The organism is Deltaproteobacteria bacterium, assembly GCA_016177765.1.
Classification (GTDB): domain Bacteria; phylum UBA10199; class UBA10199; order JACPAL01; family JACOUP01; genus JACOUP01.
In genome coordinates, this window is record JACOUP010000008.1 from 970,145 (window position 1) to 987,542 (window position 17,398).

The 17,398-nt window shown below is 52.0% G+C and carries 19 protein-coding genes and 1 tRNA gene; 12 read left to right on the forward strand and 8 right to left on the reverse strand.

All coding sequences use genetic code 11. The annotated features are described in order from the left end of the window. The first annotated feature begins 15 nt into the window (after positions 1-15). Genes HYS22_07180 through HYS22_07200 form a run of 5 tightly spaced genes read left to right on the forward strand, consistent with a single transcriptional unit; the run spans position 16 to position 4,862 of the window. Complete coding sequence (locus tag HYS22_07180) at positions 16-1,284, forward strand: 2-oxo acid dehydrogenase subunit E2 (GenBank protein MBI1909934.1); 1,269 nt, start codon at positions 16-18, stop codon at positions 1,282-1,284. Next, positions 1,268-2,671, forward strand: a complete 1,404-nt coding sequence (lpdA, locus tag HYS22_07185; protein ID MBI1909935.1) for a dihydrolipoyl dehydrogenase — start codon at positions 1,268-1,270, stop codon at positions 2,669-2,671. Before HYS22_07180 ends, lpdA begins: the two co-directional genes overlap by 17 nt. Beyond that, positions 2,655-3,368, forward strand: coding sequence for a lipoyl(octanoyl) transferase LipB (gene lipB, locus HYS22_07190; protein ID MBI1909936.1), 714 nt, complete (start codon positions 2,655-2,657; stop codon positions 3,366-3,368). The genes lpdA and lipB overlap by 17 nt, the downstream gene beginning before the upstream one ends. Continuing rightward, on the forward strand, positions 3,307-4,233 hold the full coding sequence (gene lipA / locus HYS22_07195; protein MBI1909937.1) for a lipoyl synthase: 927 nt from the start codon (positions 3,307-3,309) through the stop codon (positions 4,231-4,233). The genes lipB and lipA overlap by 62 nt, the downstream gene beginning before the upstream one ends. Positions 4,234-4,277: 44 nt before the next feature. After that, on the forward strand, positions 4,278-4,862 hold the full coding sequence (locus tag HYS22_07200) for a gliding-motility protein MglA (GenBank protein ID MBI1909938.1): 585 nt from the start codon (positions 4,278-4,280) through the stop codon (positions 4,860-4,862). A gap of 10 nt (positions 4,863-4,872) precedes the next feature. Here HYS22_07200 and fsa read toward each other — a convergent pair whose 3' ends face one another. The 6 genes from fsa to HYS22_07230 all read right to left on the reverse strand — a co-directional run bounded on the left by fsa (position 4,873) and on the right by HYS22_07230 (position 9,630). Beyond that, the gene (gene fsa, locus HYS22_07205) at positions 4,873-5,517 is read right to left on the reverse strand and encodes a fructose-6-phosphate aldolase (protein MBI1909939.1); all 645 of its coding nucleotides are present in this window, start codon (positions 5,515-5,517) and stop codon (positions 4,873-4,875) included. Next, the gene (gene folK / locus HYS22_07210; protein ID MBI1909940.1) at positions 5,514-6,032 is read right to left on the reverse strand and encodes a 2-amino-4-hydroxy-6-hydroxymethyldihydropteridine diphosphokinase; all 519 of its coding nucleotides are present in this window, start codon (positions 6,030-6,032) and stop codon (positions 5,514-5,516) included. Before folK ends, fsa begins: the two co-directional genes overlap by 4 nt. Continuing rightward, on the reverse strand, positions 6,029-7,195 hold the full coding sequence (locus HYS22_07215) for an LL-diaminopimelate aminotransferase (GenBank protein ID MBI1909941.1): 1,167 nt from the start codon (positions 7,193-7,195) through the stop codon (positions 6,029-6,031). The genes folK and HYS22_07215 overlap by 4 nt, the downstream gene beginning before the upstream one ends. Continuing rightward, a complete protein-coding gene (locus HYS22_07220) occupies positions 7,192-7,947 on the reverse strand; it encodes a 4-hydroxy-tetrahydrodipicolinate reductase (GenBank protein MBI1909942.1) in 756 nt (251 codons plus the stop codon). Before HYS22_07220 ends, HYS22_07215 begins: the two co-directional genes overlap by 4 nt. Then, positions 7,944-8,816, reverse strand: a complete 873-nt coding sequence (locus tag HYS22_07225) for a 4-hydroxy-tetrahydrodipicolinate synthase (GenBank protein MBI1909943.1) — start codon at positions 8,814-8,816, stop codon at positions 7,944-7,946. Before HYS22_07225 ends, HYS22_07220 begins: the two co-directional genes overlap by 4 nt. A 193-nt stretch (positions 8,817-9,009) precedes the next feature. After that, positions 9,010-9,630 (reverse strand): RlmE family RNA methyltransferase, encoded by a 621-nt coding sequence (locus HYS22_07230; GenBank protein MBI1909944.1) that lies wholly within the window; start codon positions 9,628-9,630, stop codon positions 9,010-9,012. A gap of 245 nt (positions 9,631-9,875) precedes the next feature. Between HYS22_07230 and HYS22_07235 the strand changes: the two genes are divergently transcribed. Next, the gene (locus HYS22_07235; protein ID MBI1909945.1) at positions 9,876-10,205 is read left to right on the forward strand and encodes a hypothetical protein; all 330 of its coding nucleotides are present in this window, start codon (positions 9,876-9,878) and stop codon (positions 10,203-10,205) included. A 1-nt stretch (position 10,206) separates the two neighbouring features. Continuing rightward, positions 10,207-10,536, forward strand: a complete 330-nt coding sequence (locus HYS22_07240) for a hypothetical protein (protein MBI1909946.1) — start codon at positions 10,207-10,209, stop codon at positions 10,534-10,536. Between the two features lie 191 nt (positions 10,537-10,727). Here the strand turns inward: HYS22_07240 and HYS22_07245 are convergent. Next, a tRNA-Phe gene (locus tag HYS22_07245) sits at positions 10,728-10,800 on the reverse strand. 184 nt (positions 10,801-10,984) lie between these two features. Here HYS22_07245 and HYS22_07250 point away from each other — a divergent pair. The 5 genes from HYS22_07250 (at position 10,985) to uvrB (ending at position 16,185) form a co-directional block, all read left to right on the forward strand. Continuing rightward, on the forward strand, positions 10,985-11,467 hold the full coding sequence (locus tag HYS22_07250; protein MBI1909947.1) for a CarD family transcriptional regulator: 483 nt from the start codon (positions 10,985-10,987) through the stop codon (positions 11,465-11,467). Positions 11,468-11,557: 90 nt separating this feature from the next. Beyond that, the gene (gene ispD / locus HYS22_07255; GenBank protein ID MBI1909948.1) at positions 11,558-12,268 is read left to right on the forward strand and encodes a 2-C-methyl-D-erythritol 4-phosphate cytidylyltransferase; all 711 of its coding nucleotides are present in this window, start codon (positions 11,558-11,560) and stop codon (positions 12,266-12,268) included. Beyond that, on the forward strand, positions 12,246-12,719 hold the full coding sequence (locus HYS22_07260) for a 2-C-methyl-D-erythritol 2,4-cyclodiphosphate synthase (GenBank protein MBI1909949.1): 474 nt from the start codon (positions 12,246-12,248) through the stop codon (positions 12,717-12,719). The genes ispD and HYS22_07260 overlap by 23 nt, the downstream gene beginning before the upstream one ends. 2 nt (positions 12,720-12,721) lie before the next feature. Beyond that, positions 12,722-14,164 (forward strand): cysteine--tRNA ligase, encoded by a 1,443-nt coding sequence (locus tag HYS22_07265; GenBank protein MBI1909950.1) that lies wholly within the window; start codon positions 12,722-12,724, stop codon positions 14,162-14,164. A 2-nt stretch (positions 14,165-14,166) separates the two neighbouring features. After that, positions 14,167-16,185, forward strand: a complete 2,019-nt coding sequence (uvrB, locus tag HYS22_07270; protein MBI1909951.1) for an excinuclease ABC subunit UvrB — start codon at positions 14,167-14,169, stop codon at positions 16,183-16,185. Between the two features lie 3 nt (positions 16,186-16,188). Here uvrB and HYS22_07275 read toward each other — a convergent pair whose 3' ends face one another. Then, the gene (locus tag HYS22_07275; GenBank protein MBI1909952.1) at positions 16,189-17,391 is read right to left on the reverse strand and encodes a hypothetical protein; all 1,203 of its coding nucleotides are present in this window, start codon (positions 17,389-17,391) and stop codon (positions 16,189-16,191) included. Positions 17,392-17,398 lie beyond the last annotated feature (7 nt).

Here is a 17,398-nt window from a genome sequence, read left to right on the forward strand (position 1 = left end):
GCGTATATTTTAAGAATGCCGCGACTGTCGGATACCATGCAGGAAGGGGAACTCCTGAAATGGCTCAGGAAGGAAGGGGATAAGATTGAGCCGGGGGATCTGATCGCCGAGGTGGAGACCGACAAGGCGACGATGGAGTTTGAATGTTATGAAGGGGGCGTTTTGGTGAAAAGGCTTGCTGCCGAAGGGGAAACCCTCCCGGTCGGCGGGGCGATGGCGATTGTGGCGGATGAGGGGGGAGAGGATATCGGCGAGTTTTTAAAAATGGTAGAAGAAGAAAAGAGGGGGAAGATAGAAAAGAAGGAAAAAATAAAAAAGATTGAGAAGACAGAAGGGATTAGAAAAGGAGAAGAGAGTCAGAGAAAACCCCAAGGTGTTGTGATCCCCCCAAGACCGGAACCGGTCCCTACCGATAAAAAAGGTTGGATCAAGGCTTCACCACTGGCTCGAAGGCTTGCTGAAGAAAAGGGAGTTGATTTAACAACGGTTGTCGGGAGCGGGCCCGGTGGTCGGATTATCCGGCAGGATGTTGAAAAAATGGTAGGGGCGGTTCGCGAACCGCCCGTACAGGAAATCCCCAAACCCTTTCAAAAAGGAGAACCAGTCAAGCTCTCGATGATGCGGAAGGCGATCGTCCGGACGATGCAGTCCTCCAAACCGGGCGTTCCCCATTATTACCTGAATATCGATATTGATGCTGCCCCGATGGAGGTTTTTAGACAAAAACTCAAGAAAAAGAAAACAGGCGTGACGATCACCGCCCTTTTGATCAAGGCGGCGGCCATCGCCCTCAAAAAACACCCCCTTGTCAACACGGTCTTTCAGAGTGATGCACTCATGGGGGATCATCTCCTTACCTGCCCCCATGCCGATATCGGCGTGGCGGTTGATATCGCAGAAGGAGGACTCGTCACGCCGGTTATCCGCAATTGTGAGGAAAAAACACTGAAAGAGATTTCTGCTGAATTGGAACAGTTGGCCCAGAGAGCCCGTGAGAAAAAATTGAAAGAAGAGGAATACAAAGGAGCGACTTTTGCCATTAGCAACTTGGGGATGTTTGGCATTACGCGGTTTACCGCTGTGATCGTTCCCCCCGCCGCCGCGATGCTGGCCGTTGGTAAAACACGTGAAATTCCGGTCATTAAGAAAGAAAAAATTTCTATTGGAAGAGAAATTTCAATGACACTTTCTTGTGACCATCGAGTTGTTGATGGGGCGGTGGGGGCGAGGTTTTTGCAAACATTGAAGGAAATATTGGAGAATCCTTATGACTCAAAACTATGATCTTATTGTTATTGGTACCGGTCCCGGGGGTTACGTCGCGGCGATTCGTGCCTCCCAGTTGGGTCTTAAAGTGGCCGTGGTCGAACGGGAAAAGGTGGGTGGGGTTTGTCTGAACTGGGGTTGTATCCCGACTAAATCGCTTCTGGAATCGGCCCATCTTTTTGCCAAGATGCAGAGGGCGGAGGATTATGGTCTCAAGGCCAGCTCGGTCGGGTTTGATTTTACCCAAGTCATCAAGAGGAGCCGGCAGGTCGCGGGGCGTTTGGAAAAAGGGGTCCAGTTTCTCTTCAAAAAAAATAAGATTGATCTCTACGAAGGAGAGGCCGTAATTTTGGCGCCGGGTGAAGTGGGTATTACCTCTTGCAATAGCGCCAAAGAACTGCAGGCCAAGAATATCTTGCTGGCCACTGGGGCGCGCCCTCGAAGTTTACCGGGGATCGAACCAGACGGGGAGAAAATCATTACTTATCGTGAGGCGATCCAGCTTTCGCAGTGCCCGAAAAATCTGGCGATTATCGGGGCGGGGGCGATCGGTGTAGAGATGGCCTATTTTTATGCCAGCCTTGGCGCGGCCATTTCTCTTTTTGAGGTAGCCTCCAACATCCTTCCCTTTGAAGACCAGGAGGTCTCCGAGGCGCTTGAAAAGCAGTTCAAGAAGGAAGGATGGGGTATTCATACCAGTGCACGGGTGGAAAAAGTTGAAAAAAACAGTCATGGTGTGAAAATTGTTTACCGTTCGGGGGACCAACAGGGAGAGACATCGGCCGATCTTTTATTGTTGGCCGTTGGGATGCAGGGGAACGGGGATCGTTTGGGCAAGGTCATCCAGGGAGATCCCAAAACCGGCTTTGTTAAAGTAAATGAGCGGTTTCAAACAGCGAAAGATGGGATCTACGCGATCGGTGATCTGATCGGCCCGCCGCTCTTGGCCCATGTGGCGAGCGCCGAGGGGCTCGCCGCTGTCGAAGGGATTGCCGGCAAGAAGGGTGATTCACCCAAACCGCGCCCGATCAATTATGACCGGATCCCCTCTTGCGTTTATTGCGAACCGCAGGTGGCCCATGTGGGGTTAACCGAGAAACAGGCACGGGAAAGAACGGACAAGATCCGTGTCGGGCGTTTCCCCTTTCAGGCCTCGGGACGTGCCCTCTCCAGCGGAGAGACATTTGGCTTTGTCAAAGTGATCGTTGATGACAAGTATGGCGAGATCCTTGGGGTTCATCTCGTGGGCGCTGGTGTTACAGAATTGGTGGCCGAGGTGACGACTGCCATGAATCTTGAAGCGACCGGTGAATCCCTTTATCAGTCAATCCACAGCCATCCGACACTCTCGGAGGCGGTCATGGAGGCGGCGGCCAATGCCTATGGGTGTGCGATCCATATCTGAAAAACCGGTGGTGACGCTTTGCCCGGGCCCTATCTCTTACGATGAGGCACTGGCAAAGCAAATGGAGCTCCACCAACTCCGGTGCGTTGACAAAATTCCAGATACCCTCCTCCTGTTAGAACACCAACCGGTCATGACCGTTGGTCTCTCTGGAGGATGGCAGTTTCTCAAGGTCCCCAGGGAATTTCTGGAAGGTCAGGGGATCGTCTTTAGGGAGACCGATCGTGGAGGGAAAATTACCTTTCACAATCCCGGACAAGTCGTTGGTTACCCGATTGTCAAACTGGCCCTTCACGGTTTGTCGATCTCCACATTTGTCTGTCGATTACAGGAAATGTTAATTCGCGTTCTTGCTGATTTTGGAGTCGTCGCCTATTCTCGTGACAGGATCATCGGTGTCTGGACGCGCGGGAGGAAAATCGCTTCTCTCGGATTACGTCTGCATCATGGGGTGACGCGACACGGGTTTGCCTTGAACGTCAACAATGACCTGACCGGTTTTCAGATGATCGATCCGTGTGGTCTCGTCGGTTGTGAAATCACTTCCCTCCAAAAAGAGGGGGTGGATCTCTCGACAACAGAAGTAGAATCAAAAATTACCGGTTACTGGCAGGAACTTTTTGAGGGGATGATTCATGAGGTATCAAAGGAAACAGGTAGCGGGGGTGATTCACCCCAACGAGTCGCTCAAATCTAAGGGTGGTTCACCCTACACGAGGCATCCGGAATGGCTGAAGGTGAAGATGCCTCAGGGGGAAGAATACCACCGTTTGAAGCTTCTTGCCCGGGAGCATCGTCTTCATACGGTGTGCGAATCAGCCTCCTGCCCCAATATCGGGGAATGTTGGAACAATGGGACACTCACGATCATGATCATGGGGAATACTTGCACACGGGCCTGTCGGTTTTGTGATGTCCCTGCCGGAAAACCCGGTCCTTTGGATCCTCGTGAACCTGAGGAGGTGGCGGGGATGCTCTCCAAACTGGGCCTCCGCTATGCGGTGATTACCTCCGTGGATCGGGATGATCTCCCGGACGAAGGGGCCTCGCATTGGGCGACGACCATCCAAAAAGTGAGAGAGGCCTGCCCGGTCCTGAAGATCGAAGTTTTAATTCCTGATTTCCATGCCAGGGGAGATTGCCTCAAAACTGTTTGCGAAGCGGCCCCGGATCTCCTGGCCCATAATCTGGAAACAGTTCGGGGGCTTCAGGGAAAAATCAGGCCTCAGAGCCGGTATGACTGGTCCCTAAAGACCCTTCGGATCGCGAGGCAAGAATTTGGGATGATGACCAAGAGCGGTCTGATGCTGGGCTTGGGGGAGAGCAGGGAACAGGTTATTGAGGCGATGGAGGATTTACAAAAAGTTGACTGTCAGATTCTGACCCTCGGGCAATACCTTCGTCCCTCACGACAACACCACCCGGTGGTTGATTATATCAGCCCCGAACAGTTTGCTCGGTACCGGGAGATCGGGGAGGAGATCGGCTTTGCCCATGTCGAGTCCGGCCCTCTTGTTCGGAGTTCTTACCGTGCCGACCGGCAGGCCGCCGGGTTTGTGTAAAACAAATTGACGCTCTTCAATGGGGCATGTTACCATCCTTCCCGATGTCTTTTATCAATCCCAAAGAGAAGGAGATCAACTGCAAGATTGTCTATTACGGCCCCGCCTTTTCTGGCAAATCTACAACCCTCCGCAAAGTATTCGAAAAGGTCTCCAAAAATAAAAATGGCAGAATCGTTTCACTGACAGAGGAACAGGACCGGACCATCTATTTTGATTTCCTTCCTCTCTCTTTAGGCAAGGTTAAAGATTATCAAGTTCGTCTCCACCTTTATAGCGTTCCGGGCCAGATCCTTTATGCCAATAGCCGGAAGATTATCTTGAAGGGGGTGGATGGGGTTATCTTTGTGGTAGATTCACAGGTGGAAAAGATGGAGGCGAATATTGAGAGTTTCCGCAACCTCAAGGATAGTCTTCGTGAACAAGAGGCGGGTTCAATCCCCCCCCTCGTTTTTCAGTATAACAAAAGGGACCTTTCCAATGCGGCGCCGGTGGCGCAACTGCGTGAGATCTTAAACAGTTCCAAGCTTCCGGATTTTGAATCAGTCGCTACCCAGGGAGAAGGGGTCATGGAGGCGATGCAGATGGTAGCCAAACAGGTCCTCAAGGAACTCCAGAAAAAGGGGTAATCGCCCACTTTTACTTTGGGATTTTCTTCCAATCGTCGAGAAATTTCTGAATCCCGATATCGGTCAACGGGTGTTTGGCGAGCCGGGTGATGACGGGAAAGGGGCAGGTGACGACATCCGAGCCCATTAGCGCCGCTTCAAGCACATGGACCGGGTGACGGACACTGGCGGTCAGGATCTCGGTTTTAAAGCCGAAGTTGTTGTAGATCTGCCGGATCTGCCGGATCAGTTCCATCCCGTACTGGGAGATGTCATCCAAACGCCCGACAAAAGGGGAGACAAAAGTGGCCCCCGCCTTGGCGGCGAGCAACGCCTGGTTGGCCGAAAAGACGAGGGTCACGTTGGTTGGTATCCCCTCCGCGGCGCACTGCTTGACCGCCTTGAGCCCTTCCGTCGTCATCACAATCTTGATCACAATATTTTTGTGGATCTTCCGGAAGGCCTGTGCCTCCTTCATCATTCCGTCCTTATCGAGACTCACGGTTTCAGCACTGACCGGCCCGTTCACAATCGAGCAGATCTCTTTTAGGGTTTCATTATAATTTCGCCCCGTCTTGGCGGCGAGGGTCGGGTTGGTGGTGACCCCATCAATCACCCCCATCGCCTGGGCCTCGCGGATCTCTTTGACATCGGCAGAATCGATAAATATTTTCATGAGTGATTGTTCACTAGCCATACCTTAACTTGGGATCGGTCTTCAAGCTCTTTTAAAAGGGTCCGGATCGGTTTCTTGAGGAGGGGGTGTTCCCAATCGGGGGCGATGTCGAAGAGCGGTTGCAGGACAAAGCGCCTTTTGACGATCTCCGGATGGGGCAGGGTCAGGTTTGGCGTTGCCAAGATGAGGGTGTCGAAAAAAAGGAGGTCGAGGTCAATCGTCCGGGGGGCCCAATCTGATTTGCTTTCTCTCCCCATATTTTTTTCAATCGTTTGAAGCCTTTTTAAAAGGGCCTCAGGTTCAAGATCGGTTTTGATTTGAATCACACTGTTGATAAACCACTCTTGTCGTCCCTTTTGATGGGGGAGGACCACCGGTTCTGTTTCATAGAATGGAGATTCCTGGACGACCCTTGTTTTCGGCAAGAGAGAAAACTGATCAATGGCCTGGCGACAATTCTTGAGCCTGTCACCAAGGTTGGAACCGATACCAATAAAAGCAATCTCCGACATCAGACTTTGAGTTTTTTGAGACGGTCCAACGCCTCTTGGAGACGGTCTTCCTCTTTGGTAAGGGAAAAACGGACAAACCCTTCGCCGTGCTCTCCAAAACCGTTTCCGGGGGTACAGACAATCCCATTCTCCTCCAGGAGTTTCATGGCAAAGCTCTTGGAGTTATACCCACCAGGGATGGCGACCCAGACGTAGAAAGTGGCCGCCGCGCTGGCGACATCAAAACCGATCTTCTTCAGGCCGCTGATAAAAAGGGTGTGCCTTGCCTTGTAGAGCTTGCGAATCTCAGCCGCCGCCGCTTCTCCCTTTTCCAACGCGACCATACCGGCAAACTGGATCGGGTGAAAGACACCCGAATCGACGTTGGTCTTCACCTTTCCTAAGCCGGCGACAATTTCGGGGTGGCCGCAAGCCCAGCCGATCCGCCATCCAGTCATGTTAAATGTCTTGGAGAGGGACTGAAATTCGATCCCGACCTCCATGGCACCGGGTATCTCGAGAAAACTCACCGGTTTCTTGCCGTCAAAATAGATTTCCGCATAAGCGGCATCACTACAGACAATGATCTGGTATTTCTGTGCGAAGGCAACCACCTCTTTGTAAAATTCTTTGGTGGCCGCCGCCGCCGTCGGGTTATTGGGATAATTGATATGGAGAAGCCTGCTTTTGACGGCAATATCTTCGGGGATCTCCGCAAGATCAGGCAGAAAACCGTTTTCTCTTTTTAAGGGTAGAAAATAAGGCTGGCCCCCGCTAAAAAGGGTCCCGCTGGTGTAAGGAGGATACCCCGGTGAAGGGATCAAGACATAATCTCCGGGGTTGACGAAGGCGTAAGGGATGTTGGCGATCCCCTCTTTAGAACCGATCAAGGAGACAACCTGTGTCTCGGGGTCAAGAGTGACACCGAAGCGCTTCTTCATCCATCGGGAGGCCACTTCCCGAAACTGATTCATCCCGCTGTAAGAGGGATACTGGTGGTTGGCAGGGTCTTCGGCCCGTTTCTGCAACTCTTTGACGATAAATTCAGGAGTTGGGCGATCCGGGTCGCCGACTCCGAGGTCAATCACGTTAACCCCCTTTTTGATCTGCTCGGCCTTCAGACGATCGACTTCGGCAAAGAGGTAGGGAGGCAGGTTTCTGATTCGATCGGTGAGTTCTATCTTCATGGTTTCAGGCCAAGGACTTGCTGCATGTCGTAGAGGCCCGGTTTTTTGCCAATGAGCCATTTGGCGGCACGGAGGGCCCCTATTGAAAAGGTTTCCCGTGAAGAGGCGTGATGGGTAATTTCTAGCGATTCGCCCGGTCCGGAAAAAAGAATGGTATGATCCCCGACCACCTCTCCCTCGCGAACTGATTCGATAGGGATGTCCGACAGCTCTCTTCCGGAGGCTGTGGCGATCACTTCAGCGGTGCGAAGGGCGGTTCCTGAAGGGGCATCTTTTTTGTGGACATGATGGACTTCCTTCATCTGAACGGAAAATCCCTTTCCAAAGACACGGGCCGCTTCTTCGACGATCTTCCATAGCGTATTGACACCGGTGGACATATTCGGAGCCAAGACAATCGGGATGGTTCGGGACAGTTTTTTAATTTCTCCTCTGACGTCTTCGGAAAAACCGGTAGTTCCAATCACAATCGGTTTCTTGGCCCGTGCCGCCGCCTGCAAATGTTCAAGACTTCCTGAGGGGGTGGAAAAGCTGATGATCGCCTCCCCTTTGCCCGCCAGTTCCTGGAGCGAGTCGGTAATCATCACACCGCAGGAACAACAGCCGGCGAGCAGACAGGCATCCTTGCCAAGGGCTTCATTGCTGGGGGATTCGATGGCGCCGACCAGTTTGAGATCGGGGTCTTGGCAAAGGTTAGTGATGATCTGCCGCCCCATCCGGCCGGCCGCGCCACAAACAATCAACCGGATCATAAAATCTTATGCTCCTTCAGGACCTTTTTGAGTTTCTCAAGGTTGGCCTCCCCCATCGGGCAGAGCGGGAGTCGCATTTCAGGGGAACATTTTCCCATGAGGCCCAAGGCGGTCTTGACAGGGATCGGGTTGGTCTCAAAAAACATCGCTTCATGAAGAGGCAGTAATTTTTCATGTAAAAATCTGGCCTTCTCACGATCACCTGCAAAAAAACTGTCACACAGGACCGCCATTTCTTGAGGAACAACATTGGCGGTGACCGAGATAGAGCCGGTCCCGCCGCAGGCCATAATCGGGAAATTGAGGGCGTCTTCTCCCGAAATGACGTCAAAATTATCACCGCATTGCCGCAAAATCTCTAAAACCTGGACGAGGTTGCCGGAGGCCTCTTTGATCCCAACGATGTTATCAATTTTGGCGCATCGGGAGACCGTTTCCGGGAGCATGTTGACGCCGGTCCGGCTCGGGACGTTGTAAAGAACAAGGGGGAGACCGGCGGCGGTGGCGATCGCCTTGAAGTGCCGGTAGAGCCCCTCCTGGGTTGGTTTGTTGTAGTAAGGGGTGATACTCAAGGCCCCATCGGCGCCCGACTTCTTGGCTTCACGGGTGAGTCGGATCGCCTCTTCGGTGGCGTTGGAACCGGCCCCGGCCAAGACCTTTACCCTCTTTTTGGCCTGTTCCACAACGATACGGATCACCCGGTCATGCTCTTCGTGGGAGAGGGTTGCCGATTCGCCGGTCGTTCCGCAGGGGACGAGCACGTCGGTACCGGCAGAAATATGCCATTCGACGAGGTCGCGCAGCGATTTTTCGTCAATCTTTCCGTCTTTAAATGGGGTGACCAAGGCCACCATGGAGCCTTTAAACATGCTTTGGTCTGTAGGAGATTTGGGCTAAAACTGCAAGGGGTGATTCCAAGGAGAATCTTAGCAACTTTGCGCCCCCAACGGCGATAATAGGCATGAAACGAGATTGGGGTTCAAGGATGGAAGAAGGAGAAAACCTTGACCCCACGCGATCCCCCACTCCTTCTTCCAACATTGATCGAGAGCCCTGGTTGCCTTAGGTGACCGGGGCCTCGCTTTTTTGGGGACCCCTGAAACCGGTGGCAATCAGATAAATCTCAGTCGAGGTTTTCCGGGTCGCTTCCGGGATAAAGGTTTGGATCTTGTCAAAAAACGGTTTCAAATCCCTTTTATAGGGTTCCAGTTCCTCTCCGGGGAAGATTTTGACCACAAAACTGCCCTGTTCCCTCAAAAACAGGGGGCAACACTGAAAGGCCTTTTGGGCCAGCTGGTAGGAGTTGTACTGGTCCTGAAACTTGATCCCGGTGGTATGAGGGGCCATATCGGAGAGGATCAGGTCCACCTTACGCCCTAATGCTGCCAGGGTCCGTTGCTGGACAAGTGGGTTGTTGATATCCCCCTTCACAAAAGAGATATTCTTTTCCTCAATCCCCTCAATCGCTTCAAGATCGATACCGATGATCTTACCCAAGAGGCCTATCTCACGGGAGGCAACCTGGAGCCACCCGCCAGGGGCACACCCGAGATCAATGACCTGCATCCCTGGTTTCAAGAGACGGTACTTCTTATTGATCTCCATCAGTTTGAAGGCGGCTCGCGATTTAAACCCCTTCTCTTTGGCCTTTTGATACCAACGATCCTTCCTCTGGTACGCCATAGGGGCACCCTATAGGAAATTATCAGTAAAAAGTATAGGGCAACTTTTTCCTCCCCCTGACGATAATAGAGGCGAATGAAGAAACAATCCATCCACTTGAATCTGGGCCAAATTGGGGTTCCAAGACATCAGTTTATGAGGGCTTTGATAAGGCGAATCAATAAATTATATAGTAATTTCATATAGTTATAATTATAGGGATGGTTGGCAAACGGTTTGCAAGTATAGAGGGGAGGAGATAACTTATGGCGGTCACATTCCCACAGGCACTTCAAAGTATTCGAGAACAGGACCCGGCTTTAGCCGCCCAGTTGGAACGAGCCCATAGGGTTGCTGTGGCCAGGGGGGATGCCCCAGGCATCGCCAGAATCGAGGCGGCTGTTCTTACCCGCTATGCAGAGATTACCTCAAGCGGTGTCCCGCGGACAGCGACAGCCCGCCTTTCGACACCGAGAGACCCGCGAGAGGTTGCCTTTTTAAGACTTGCCGATGGTCCCGGGCGTGAAAATCCTGATTTAAGAGGGGCTGACGTTATTACCATGCAAGCGCTTCTTACAGACTTGGGGGTCGGCTAATATGGCCTTTGAACAATACATTGAAAAATATCCCAGTCTTGCCTTCCTTAAAGGGACGGAGTTCCAGTATATGGAACCAGCCCGGCAGGAGTACTTAAATGGCCTGATCGAGGATGCCATCTTTTGGATTGAGCACGAACAGAGGCGTGAAAATGCCAAACATTTTTTCTTCTTGGGTTCCTCTTTAGGTCTCCTGGGTGCCGAGGAGGAGGGAAAAGCGAAGGGACTGACCGGTAAGGCGTTGGAAGACCACCTGAAGCCCCACAAGCAGTTCTACACCCAGTTTAATCCTTACTCTGGCACGACCCGAGGGCCAGATGAAGAGATCTAGTTCCCACCATACCCAGAAATCTTAAAAAAAATAGAGTGACCAGCACTTTTAAAGCAACAAATTCAACTTTCTACCGAGAATAGGTCCAGAAGGGGCGTTGCCCTTTTGAGACAATCTAAAACGGGGGGATCAGACGATCCCCCTTTTTATTTGGCTAAAATATGACAGTTCCAATCGGAAAGTGCAAGGTGTGGGGAGAGAGGGAATCGAACCCCCGACGCGCAGATTTTCAGTCTGCCGCTCTACCGACTGAGCTATCTCCCCAAAAACAGCAAATAAATAAAGATGTTGGATAGTATAAGTCATCGGGGGCTGTCAATGATGGAAGAGGGGAAATAGGGTGAGTGCAATAGAATTTGACGGAAAACGGAAGTTATGTTATACCAAGCGGCCTTTTTGGAACGGGTCTTTAAAAGATTAAGGGAGACGACAGATGGCGCTACAGAAGATGTTCAAGCCGGGGGACAAGGCGGTTTATCCGGCTCATGGGGTTGGTGAGGTCCAGTCGATAGAGACGAGGGAGATCTCCGGCAACCGCCAGACCTTTTACATTCTCAAGATCCTCGACAATGGAATGACCATCATGGTGCCAACCACCAATGTCAAGTCGGTGGGCCTGCGCGAGGTGATCAGCGAGGATGAGGTGGATGAGGTGTATGCCATCCTGAAGGAACGGGATGTCACCGTTGACAATCAGACCTGGAACCGCCGGTACCGGGAGTATATGGACAAGATCAAGACCGGTTCAGTCTATGAGATTGCCGAGGTCCTCCGGGATCTTTCCATGCTCAAGTTTGAAAAGGAACTCTCCTTTGGGGAGAGAAAGATGCTGGATACCGCAAGAAGCCTCCTGATCAAGGAACTGGCGATTGCCCAGGAGAAAGAGGAAGCGGACGTTTTAAAAGAGATCCAGAAGATTTTTAAGAATTAATCCTTATTGCCTTCCCTCCTGAAGTTCGCTAGTTTCCCCGGCACTTTGAAAACAATTGCCATCATACCGGCCGCCGGCTCCGGGCTTCGGATGGGGATGACCCAACCCAAGGGTGCTCCACCCAAACAGTTCCTCCTTTTGGAAGGAAAGCCGATCCTTCACTGGACATTGGAGGCCTTATCTCAAGTCTCCGCTATTGATGCCATCTGCCTTGTTGTGGCGGCCGATCGTTTAGCAACAACCGAACAAGAACTAGGGGAAGGGGTGCGGGTGAATCACCCTTGGGTGAACCACCCTTGGGTGAACCACCCGTGGGGCAAAAAGCTCCAATGGATTGTGGCGGGAGGCCAGGAAAGGCAGGACTCGGTGATCAAGGGATTGAGGGCGATCCCCCCTTGCGAAATTGTTCTTGTTCATGACGCGGTTCGCCCCTTTGTTACCCCCAAAATGGTGGAGGCCTTAATCACTGTGGCAAAAGAAAACGGGGCCGCCCTCCTGGCCTTGCCGGTTCAGGAGACCCTCAAAGAGGTGAGCGAGCGGAGAGAAGTGATCAGGACGGTCGATCGGGACCGGCTTTGGTCTGTCCAAACCCCTCAGGCCTTCCGTTACGATCTCCTGAGTCAGGCGATTGCCAGGGCCGAAAGGGATTCTTTTTTGGGGACGGACGAGGCGATGTTGGTGGAAAGGAATGGTCACCCGGTTTCAGTCGTCGAAGGGTCCCCTTTCAACATAAAAATCACAAGGCCGGAGGATTTGTTGCTGGCAGAAGGGATCGTTTATGCGCGTCGGCATCGGTTATGACATCCACCCCCTTGTTCCGGGGAGAAAACTGATCTTGGGAGGGGTTGAAATCCCTTTTGAAAAGGGGCTCGATGGCCACTCGGACGCCGATGCCTTGTACCACGCGGTGAGCGATGCCTTGCTTGGAGCCTTGGGGTCTGGAGATATCGGGGATCATTTTCCGGACTCCGATCCAGCATTAAAGGGAAAAGATTCTTCGTTTTTTCTCCAGGAAATTTTAAAAAAGGTAGAGACTGCCGGCTATGTCGTTCTGAATGTCGACAGCACCCTTATCCTTGAAAAACCGAAACTGGGGCCGTACAAGGAAACAATGGCGGCCAATGTTGCCAGACTCTTGAAAATTGCCAGAAACCAGGTCAATGTAAAGGGGAAGAGAAACGAGCGGCTTGGGGCACTGGGTCGAGGGGAGGGGATTGCCGCCCAGGCGGTTGTCCTTCTCAAAAAACGATAACGATGCCTCTCAAAGTTTATAACAACCTGACCCAACACAAAGAAGAATTTAACCCGGTTTCTCCCCCTGAGGTGAAGATGTATGTCTGTGGTGTGACGGTCTATGACGACTGCCACATCGGCCATGCCCGGGCGGCGGTAGTGTTTGACCTGATCTATCGGGTGCTTCTTTCCAAGGGGTACCAGGTCACCTTTGTCCGGAATTTTACCGATATTGATGACAAGATCATTCAGAGAAGCCGGGAGCTGAAAATCCCCTGGCACCAGGTGGCCGCCACTTATATTGACGCCTTTCGGCGGGATATGGGCCGGCTCAATCTGAAAACCCCCACACAGGAACCGAAGGCAACCGAACATATCCCCGAGATGATTCAGTTGATTCAAAAATTGGTTGAAAAAGGGATTGCCTATGAAGCGGAGGGGGATGTTTTTTACAGTGTCTCCCGCTTTAAGGGATATGGAAAGTTGTCCCATAAAAAGATTGAGGAGTTGGAGGCGGGGGCGCGTGTTGAGGTGATGGAAAAGAAAAAGAACCCGCTCGATTTTGCCCTTTGGAAAAAAAGCAAGCCGGGCGAGCCTTCCTGGGAGAGTCCTTGGGGGCCAGGGAGGCCGGGCTGGCATATTGAGTGCTCTGCCATGAGCCTCAAGTTTTTGGGGGAGAGCCTGGATATCCACGGGGGAGGGCGGGATCTTATTTTCCCTCACCACGAAAATGAGATCGCCCAGTCGGAAGGAGCGACCGGCAAGCCGTTCGTCCGATATTGGCTCCATAATGGTTTTGTGAACATCCACGAGGAAAAGATGAGCAAGTCGACCGGCCATTTCCGGAAGCTCCGTGACGTTCTTGAACATTACAGCAGCGAAGCGGTCCGTTATTTTCTCCTCTCGGCCCATTACCGGAGTCCGATCGACTACAGCGAACAGAACATGAGGGAGGCCGAGGAGGCCTTGGACCGCTTTTATGCAACAATCGACCGGTTCAAGAAATTTTCCGAAGGCCATTTGGGGGGTGACGAGAAGGAATTTCATCTCCTGCCAAAATTTGAAAAGGCGATGGATGACGATTTCAACGCCACTCAATTTCTGGGAGACCTTTTTGACTGGGTCCGCCGGCTCAACAAGTCCCTTGATAAGCTGGAAAAACAGAAAAAACAGGTTTCTTCAGCATTCAAAAAGTCGGTTTTGAGTGAGATTGCGCAAGTGAGTGCTGTGCTGGGGGTTCTTGATAAAGAGCCTGCACAGTATTTGGCCGCAAAAAAAGGGAGGCATATCAGTCAATCCGGTCTCGATGCCTCTTTTGTCGAGAAATTGATTGAAGACCGGAAGAAGGCTCGATCGGCAAAGAATTTTGCCGAGGCGGACAGGATCCGTCAGGAGCTGGAGCAGAAGGGGATCATCCTTAAAGACAATCCAGACAGTTCCACGGAGTGGCATGTGAAACAGTAATCATGCCGCCCTTTCAGAAATTTAAATTAGCCAGCCCCTTCCAGCCGAAGGGGGATCAACCGAAGGCGATTGATGAACTCTGTGACGGACTCCTGAAGGGGGTGAAACACCAGACCCTTCTTGGCGTGACCGGTTCCGGCAAAACATTCACCGTTGCCAATCTTATTGCCAAAATCAACAAGCCGGCCCTTGTCATTGCCCCCAATAAAACTTTGGCGGCCCAGCTCTATGCAGAATTCAAGGAACTCTTTCCTGAAAATGCGGTCGAGTATTTTGTCAGCTACTATGACTACTACCAGCCGGAGGCGTATGTCCCCCAACGGGACCTCTACATTGAGAAAGATTCTTCGATCAATGAGGAGATCGACAAACTCCGTCATTCTGCGACCCGTTCCCTTCTGGAGAGAAACGATGTGATCATTGTCGCCTCAGTCTCCTGCATCTATGGCTTGGGGGATCCGGCCGCCTATCATGGTCTGCTTGTCTTTTTGGAAAAGGGGCAAGAGTTTCCGCGAAATGAGGTCCTCAAAGGACTGATCAAGATCCAGTATGAGCGGAATGACGTCGATTTTTATCGCGGGACGTTTCGAGTTCGTGGGGATGTTGTTGAGATTTTTCCGGCCCATGAAGCGGAACGGGTGATCCGCCTCGAATATTTTGGGGATACGGTTGAAAAAATATTTGAGATCGACCCGCTTCGCGGGTCTAAATTAAAAGAGCTGGAGAAAATTGCCATTTACCCGGCCTCCCATTACGTCACGCCGGAGGGCCAAATGAAGAGGGCGATGCATTCCATCCGTGACGAGTTGCAGGAGAGGATTCAATATTTCAGAAAAGAGAACCGTTTGGTGGAGGCCCAGCGGATTGAACAGAGGACCTGTTTTGATCTGGAGATGATGGAGGAGATCGGTTTCTGCAAGGGGATTGAAAATTATTCCCGTCCTATTACCGGGCGCAACCCGGGCGAACCGCCGCCGACACTGCTCGATTACTTCCCCAAGGATTATCTCCTCTTTATCGATGAGAGTCATATCACCGTCCCGCAGTTAAACGGGATGTACAACGGCGACCGGAGCCGCAAGGGCACACTTGTTGATTATGGTTTCCGCCTTCCCTCCGCGATGGACAACCGGCCGCTCCGGTTTGAGGAGTTTCAGCGGCTCGCGCCTCAGGTTGTTTATGTTTCGGCAACACCGGCGGAGTATGAATTGAGAGAGTCTGAAGGGGTAGTGGTGGAGCAGGTGATCCGTCCGACCGGATTGATTGATCCCAAGGTTTCCGTCCGGCCGGTGGCGGGCCAGGTGGATGACCTGTTAAAAGAGATTAAAAAAAGGGTTGCCGTAGGGGAGCGGGTCCTGGTGACGACGTTGACCAAGCGGATGGCGGAAGACTTGAGCCAGTTTTACCGGGAGCAGGGGGTCAAGGTTCGTTACCTCCATTCGGATGTGGAGACCCTCGAGAGGGTGGAGATCATCCGTGACCTCCGACTGGGGACCTTTGATGTTCTGGTTGGGATCAATCTTTTGCGCGAAGGGTTGGACCTGCCGGAGGTCTCGCTGGTGGCGATCCTGGATGCGGACAAGGAAGGTTTTTTACGCTCCGAGCGATCACTGATTCAGACCTTTGGCCGCACCGCCCGTAACGTGAATGGGGAAGTCATCCTTTATGCCGATACCGTGACCCAGTCGATGGCGAAGGCGATGAATGAAACCAAACGGCGCCGGAAGATCCAGGAGGCGTACAACAAGAAGGAGGGGATTACGCCGCAGACAATAAAGAAGACGATCTCTGATGCCTTACACTCTGTTTACGAAAAAGATTATTTTACGGTACCTAAGGGTGGCATGGATGCGCCTGAACTCAAGGGGATCCCTTTATATGAAATCCCCAAGATGATTGAAAATCTCAAAAAAGAGATGAAAAAGGCGGCGGGCCAGATGGACTTTGAACGGGCGGCTGAGCTCCGGGACCAGATCAGAGGGCTCCAGCAAACGGAACTGGCGGTCGGGGTGAAGGTTTAACCCCTACTGTAGTATCGATATCGCCGAAACCTTCGGATTGTCGGCACTGCCCGGAGTGAATGAGATGAAGAGTGTGCCGTTAGTGACAATGATCCCACTAAATCGTTTCACGCTTGTCCTACACCGACCACCGGTTGAGCTGTAGATATCAAAATTAGTCAATTTGCGTGTAGACTGAATATCCACGTTAAATTTTCTCTGGCCAATCGCCGTCTTGACAAGTTCAGTGAAGGCAAGATCCACCGTGTAGGTTCCGTTGGGGACTGAGAAGGTATAGTTAAAAGTGCCGTACCTTTCTGTTTTGAATTGATTGGGCAGGGCGTTACAGGTGGCATTGGTACCGCTGTAGGTGTAGGTGCTTCCTCCTTGAGAGAAGTTGTCCGCACCCCAAACACTATTGGCAATGGCTGCTCCTCCCGCGTTGATATAAATCGGGCTGAAAGCTGGTGCTGGAGGGGGGGGTGGTGGAGGAGGCGGTGGCAGAGGGGTAGGAATACCGCCAGGACCGACGATAGTGCCATCCTCCGCCTTGCAAGTGATCTGAGCCTTCATCTCCGGAGTCAGGTCGGCAGGCAGGTCTTTGCAATCGGGCAGATAGTCGTCTCCATTGGGGGGTGGGAGAGGTTTCGCATTGACCTTAGAAGGGACATCAGAAGGGACATCTGTCGCACTGCCGCAACTGCCTTCTAAAGTTCCGTTCATCTTGCAATCCTTCAGGTAATCAATACCGGCCTGGGTCAGTTCCTCGCACCCTTCAACGATGAAGCTCCCTTCGAAACTTCCCGTCATCTTGCAATCTTCAGAAACTTCAAGCCGCCCCTTGGAGGTCATACCGACTTTGCAATCCGGAGAGGGGCTGTTATCGAGACTGTCGGCCTTCTGTTCTATGATGACGACATTCCCCCCGCAGGTGACCGTGCCGCCCCGCTCGGTAATATCTTTTCCAGTAGAATCAATGACCCGACACTTTCCATCCTCTTTTTTCTCAATACCAAGATACCCGTCAGCCATATTTTCGATCATAAAACCTTTGGAACAATCAGTTTCTTCTATCTTTGATTTGAGATTCCATCCCTTAAAGAGCTGTTCCGAAGGGGGCTCGTCCGGGGCGCTCCATTTATCACCCCCCTTGACCGAACCGCTGTCACTCCCGCTACAACCCAGGACGAAAACAAGGGACAGGAACAGGAACAGGTTTCTTGGCATGGACGGT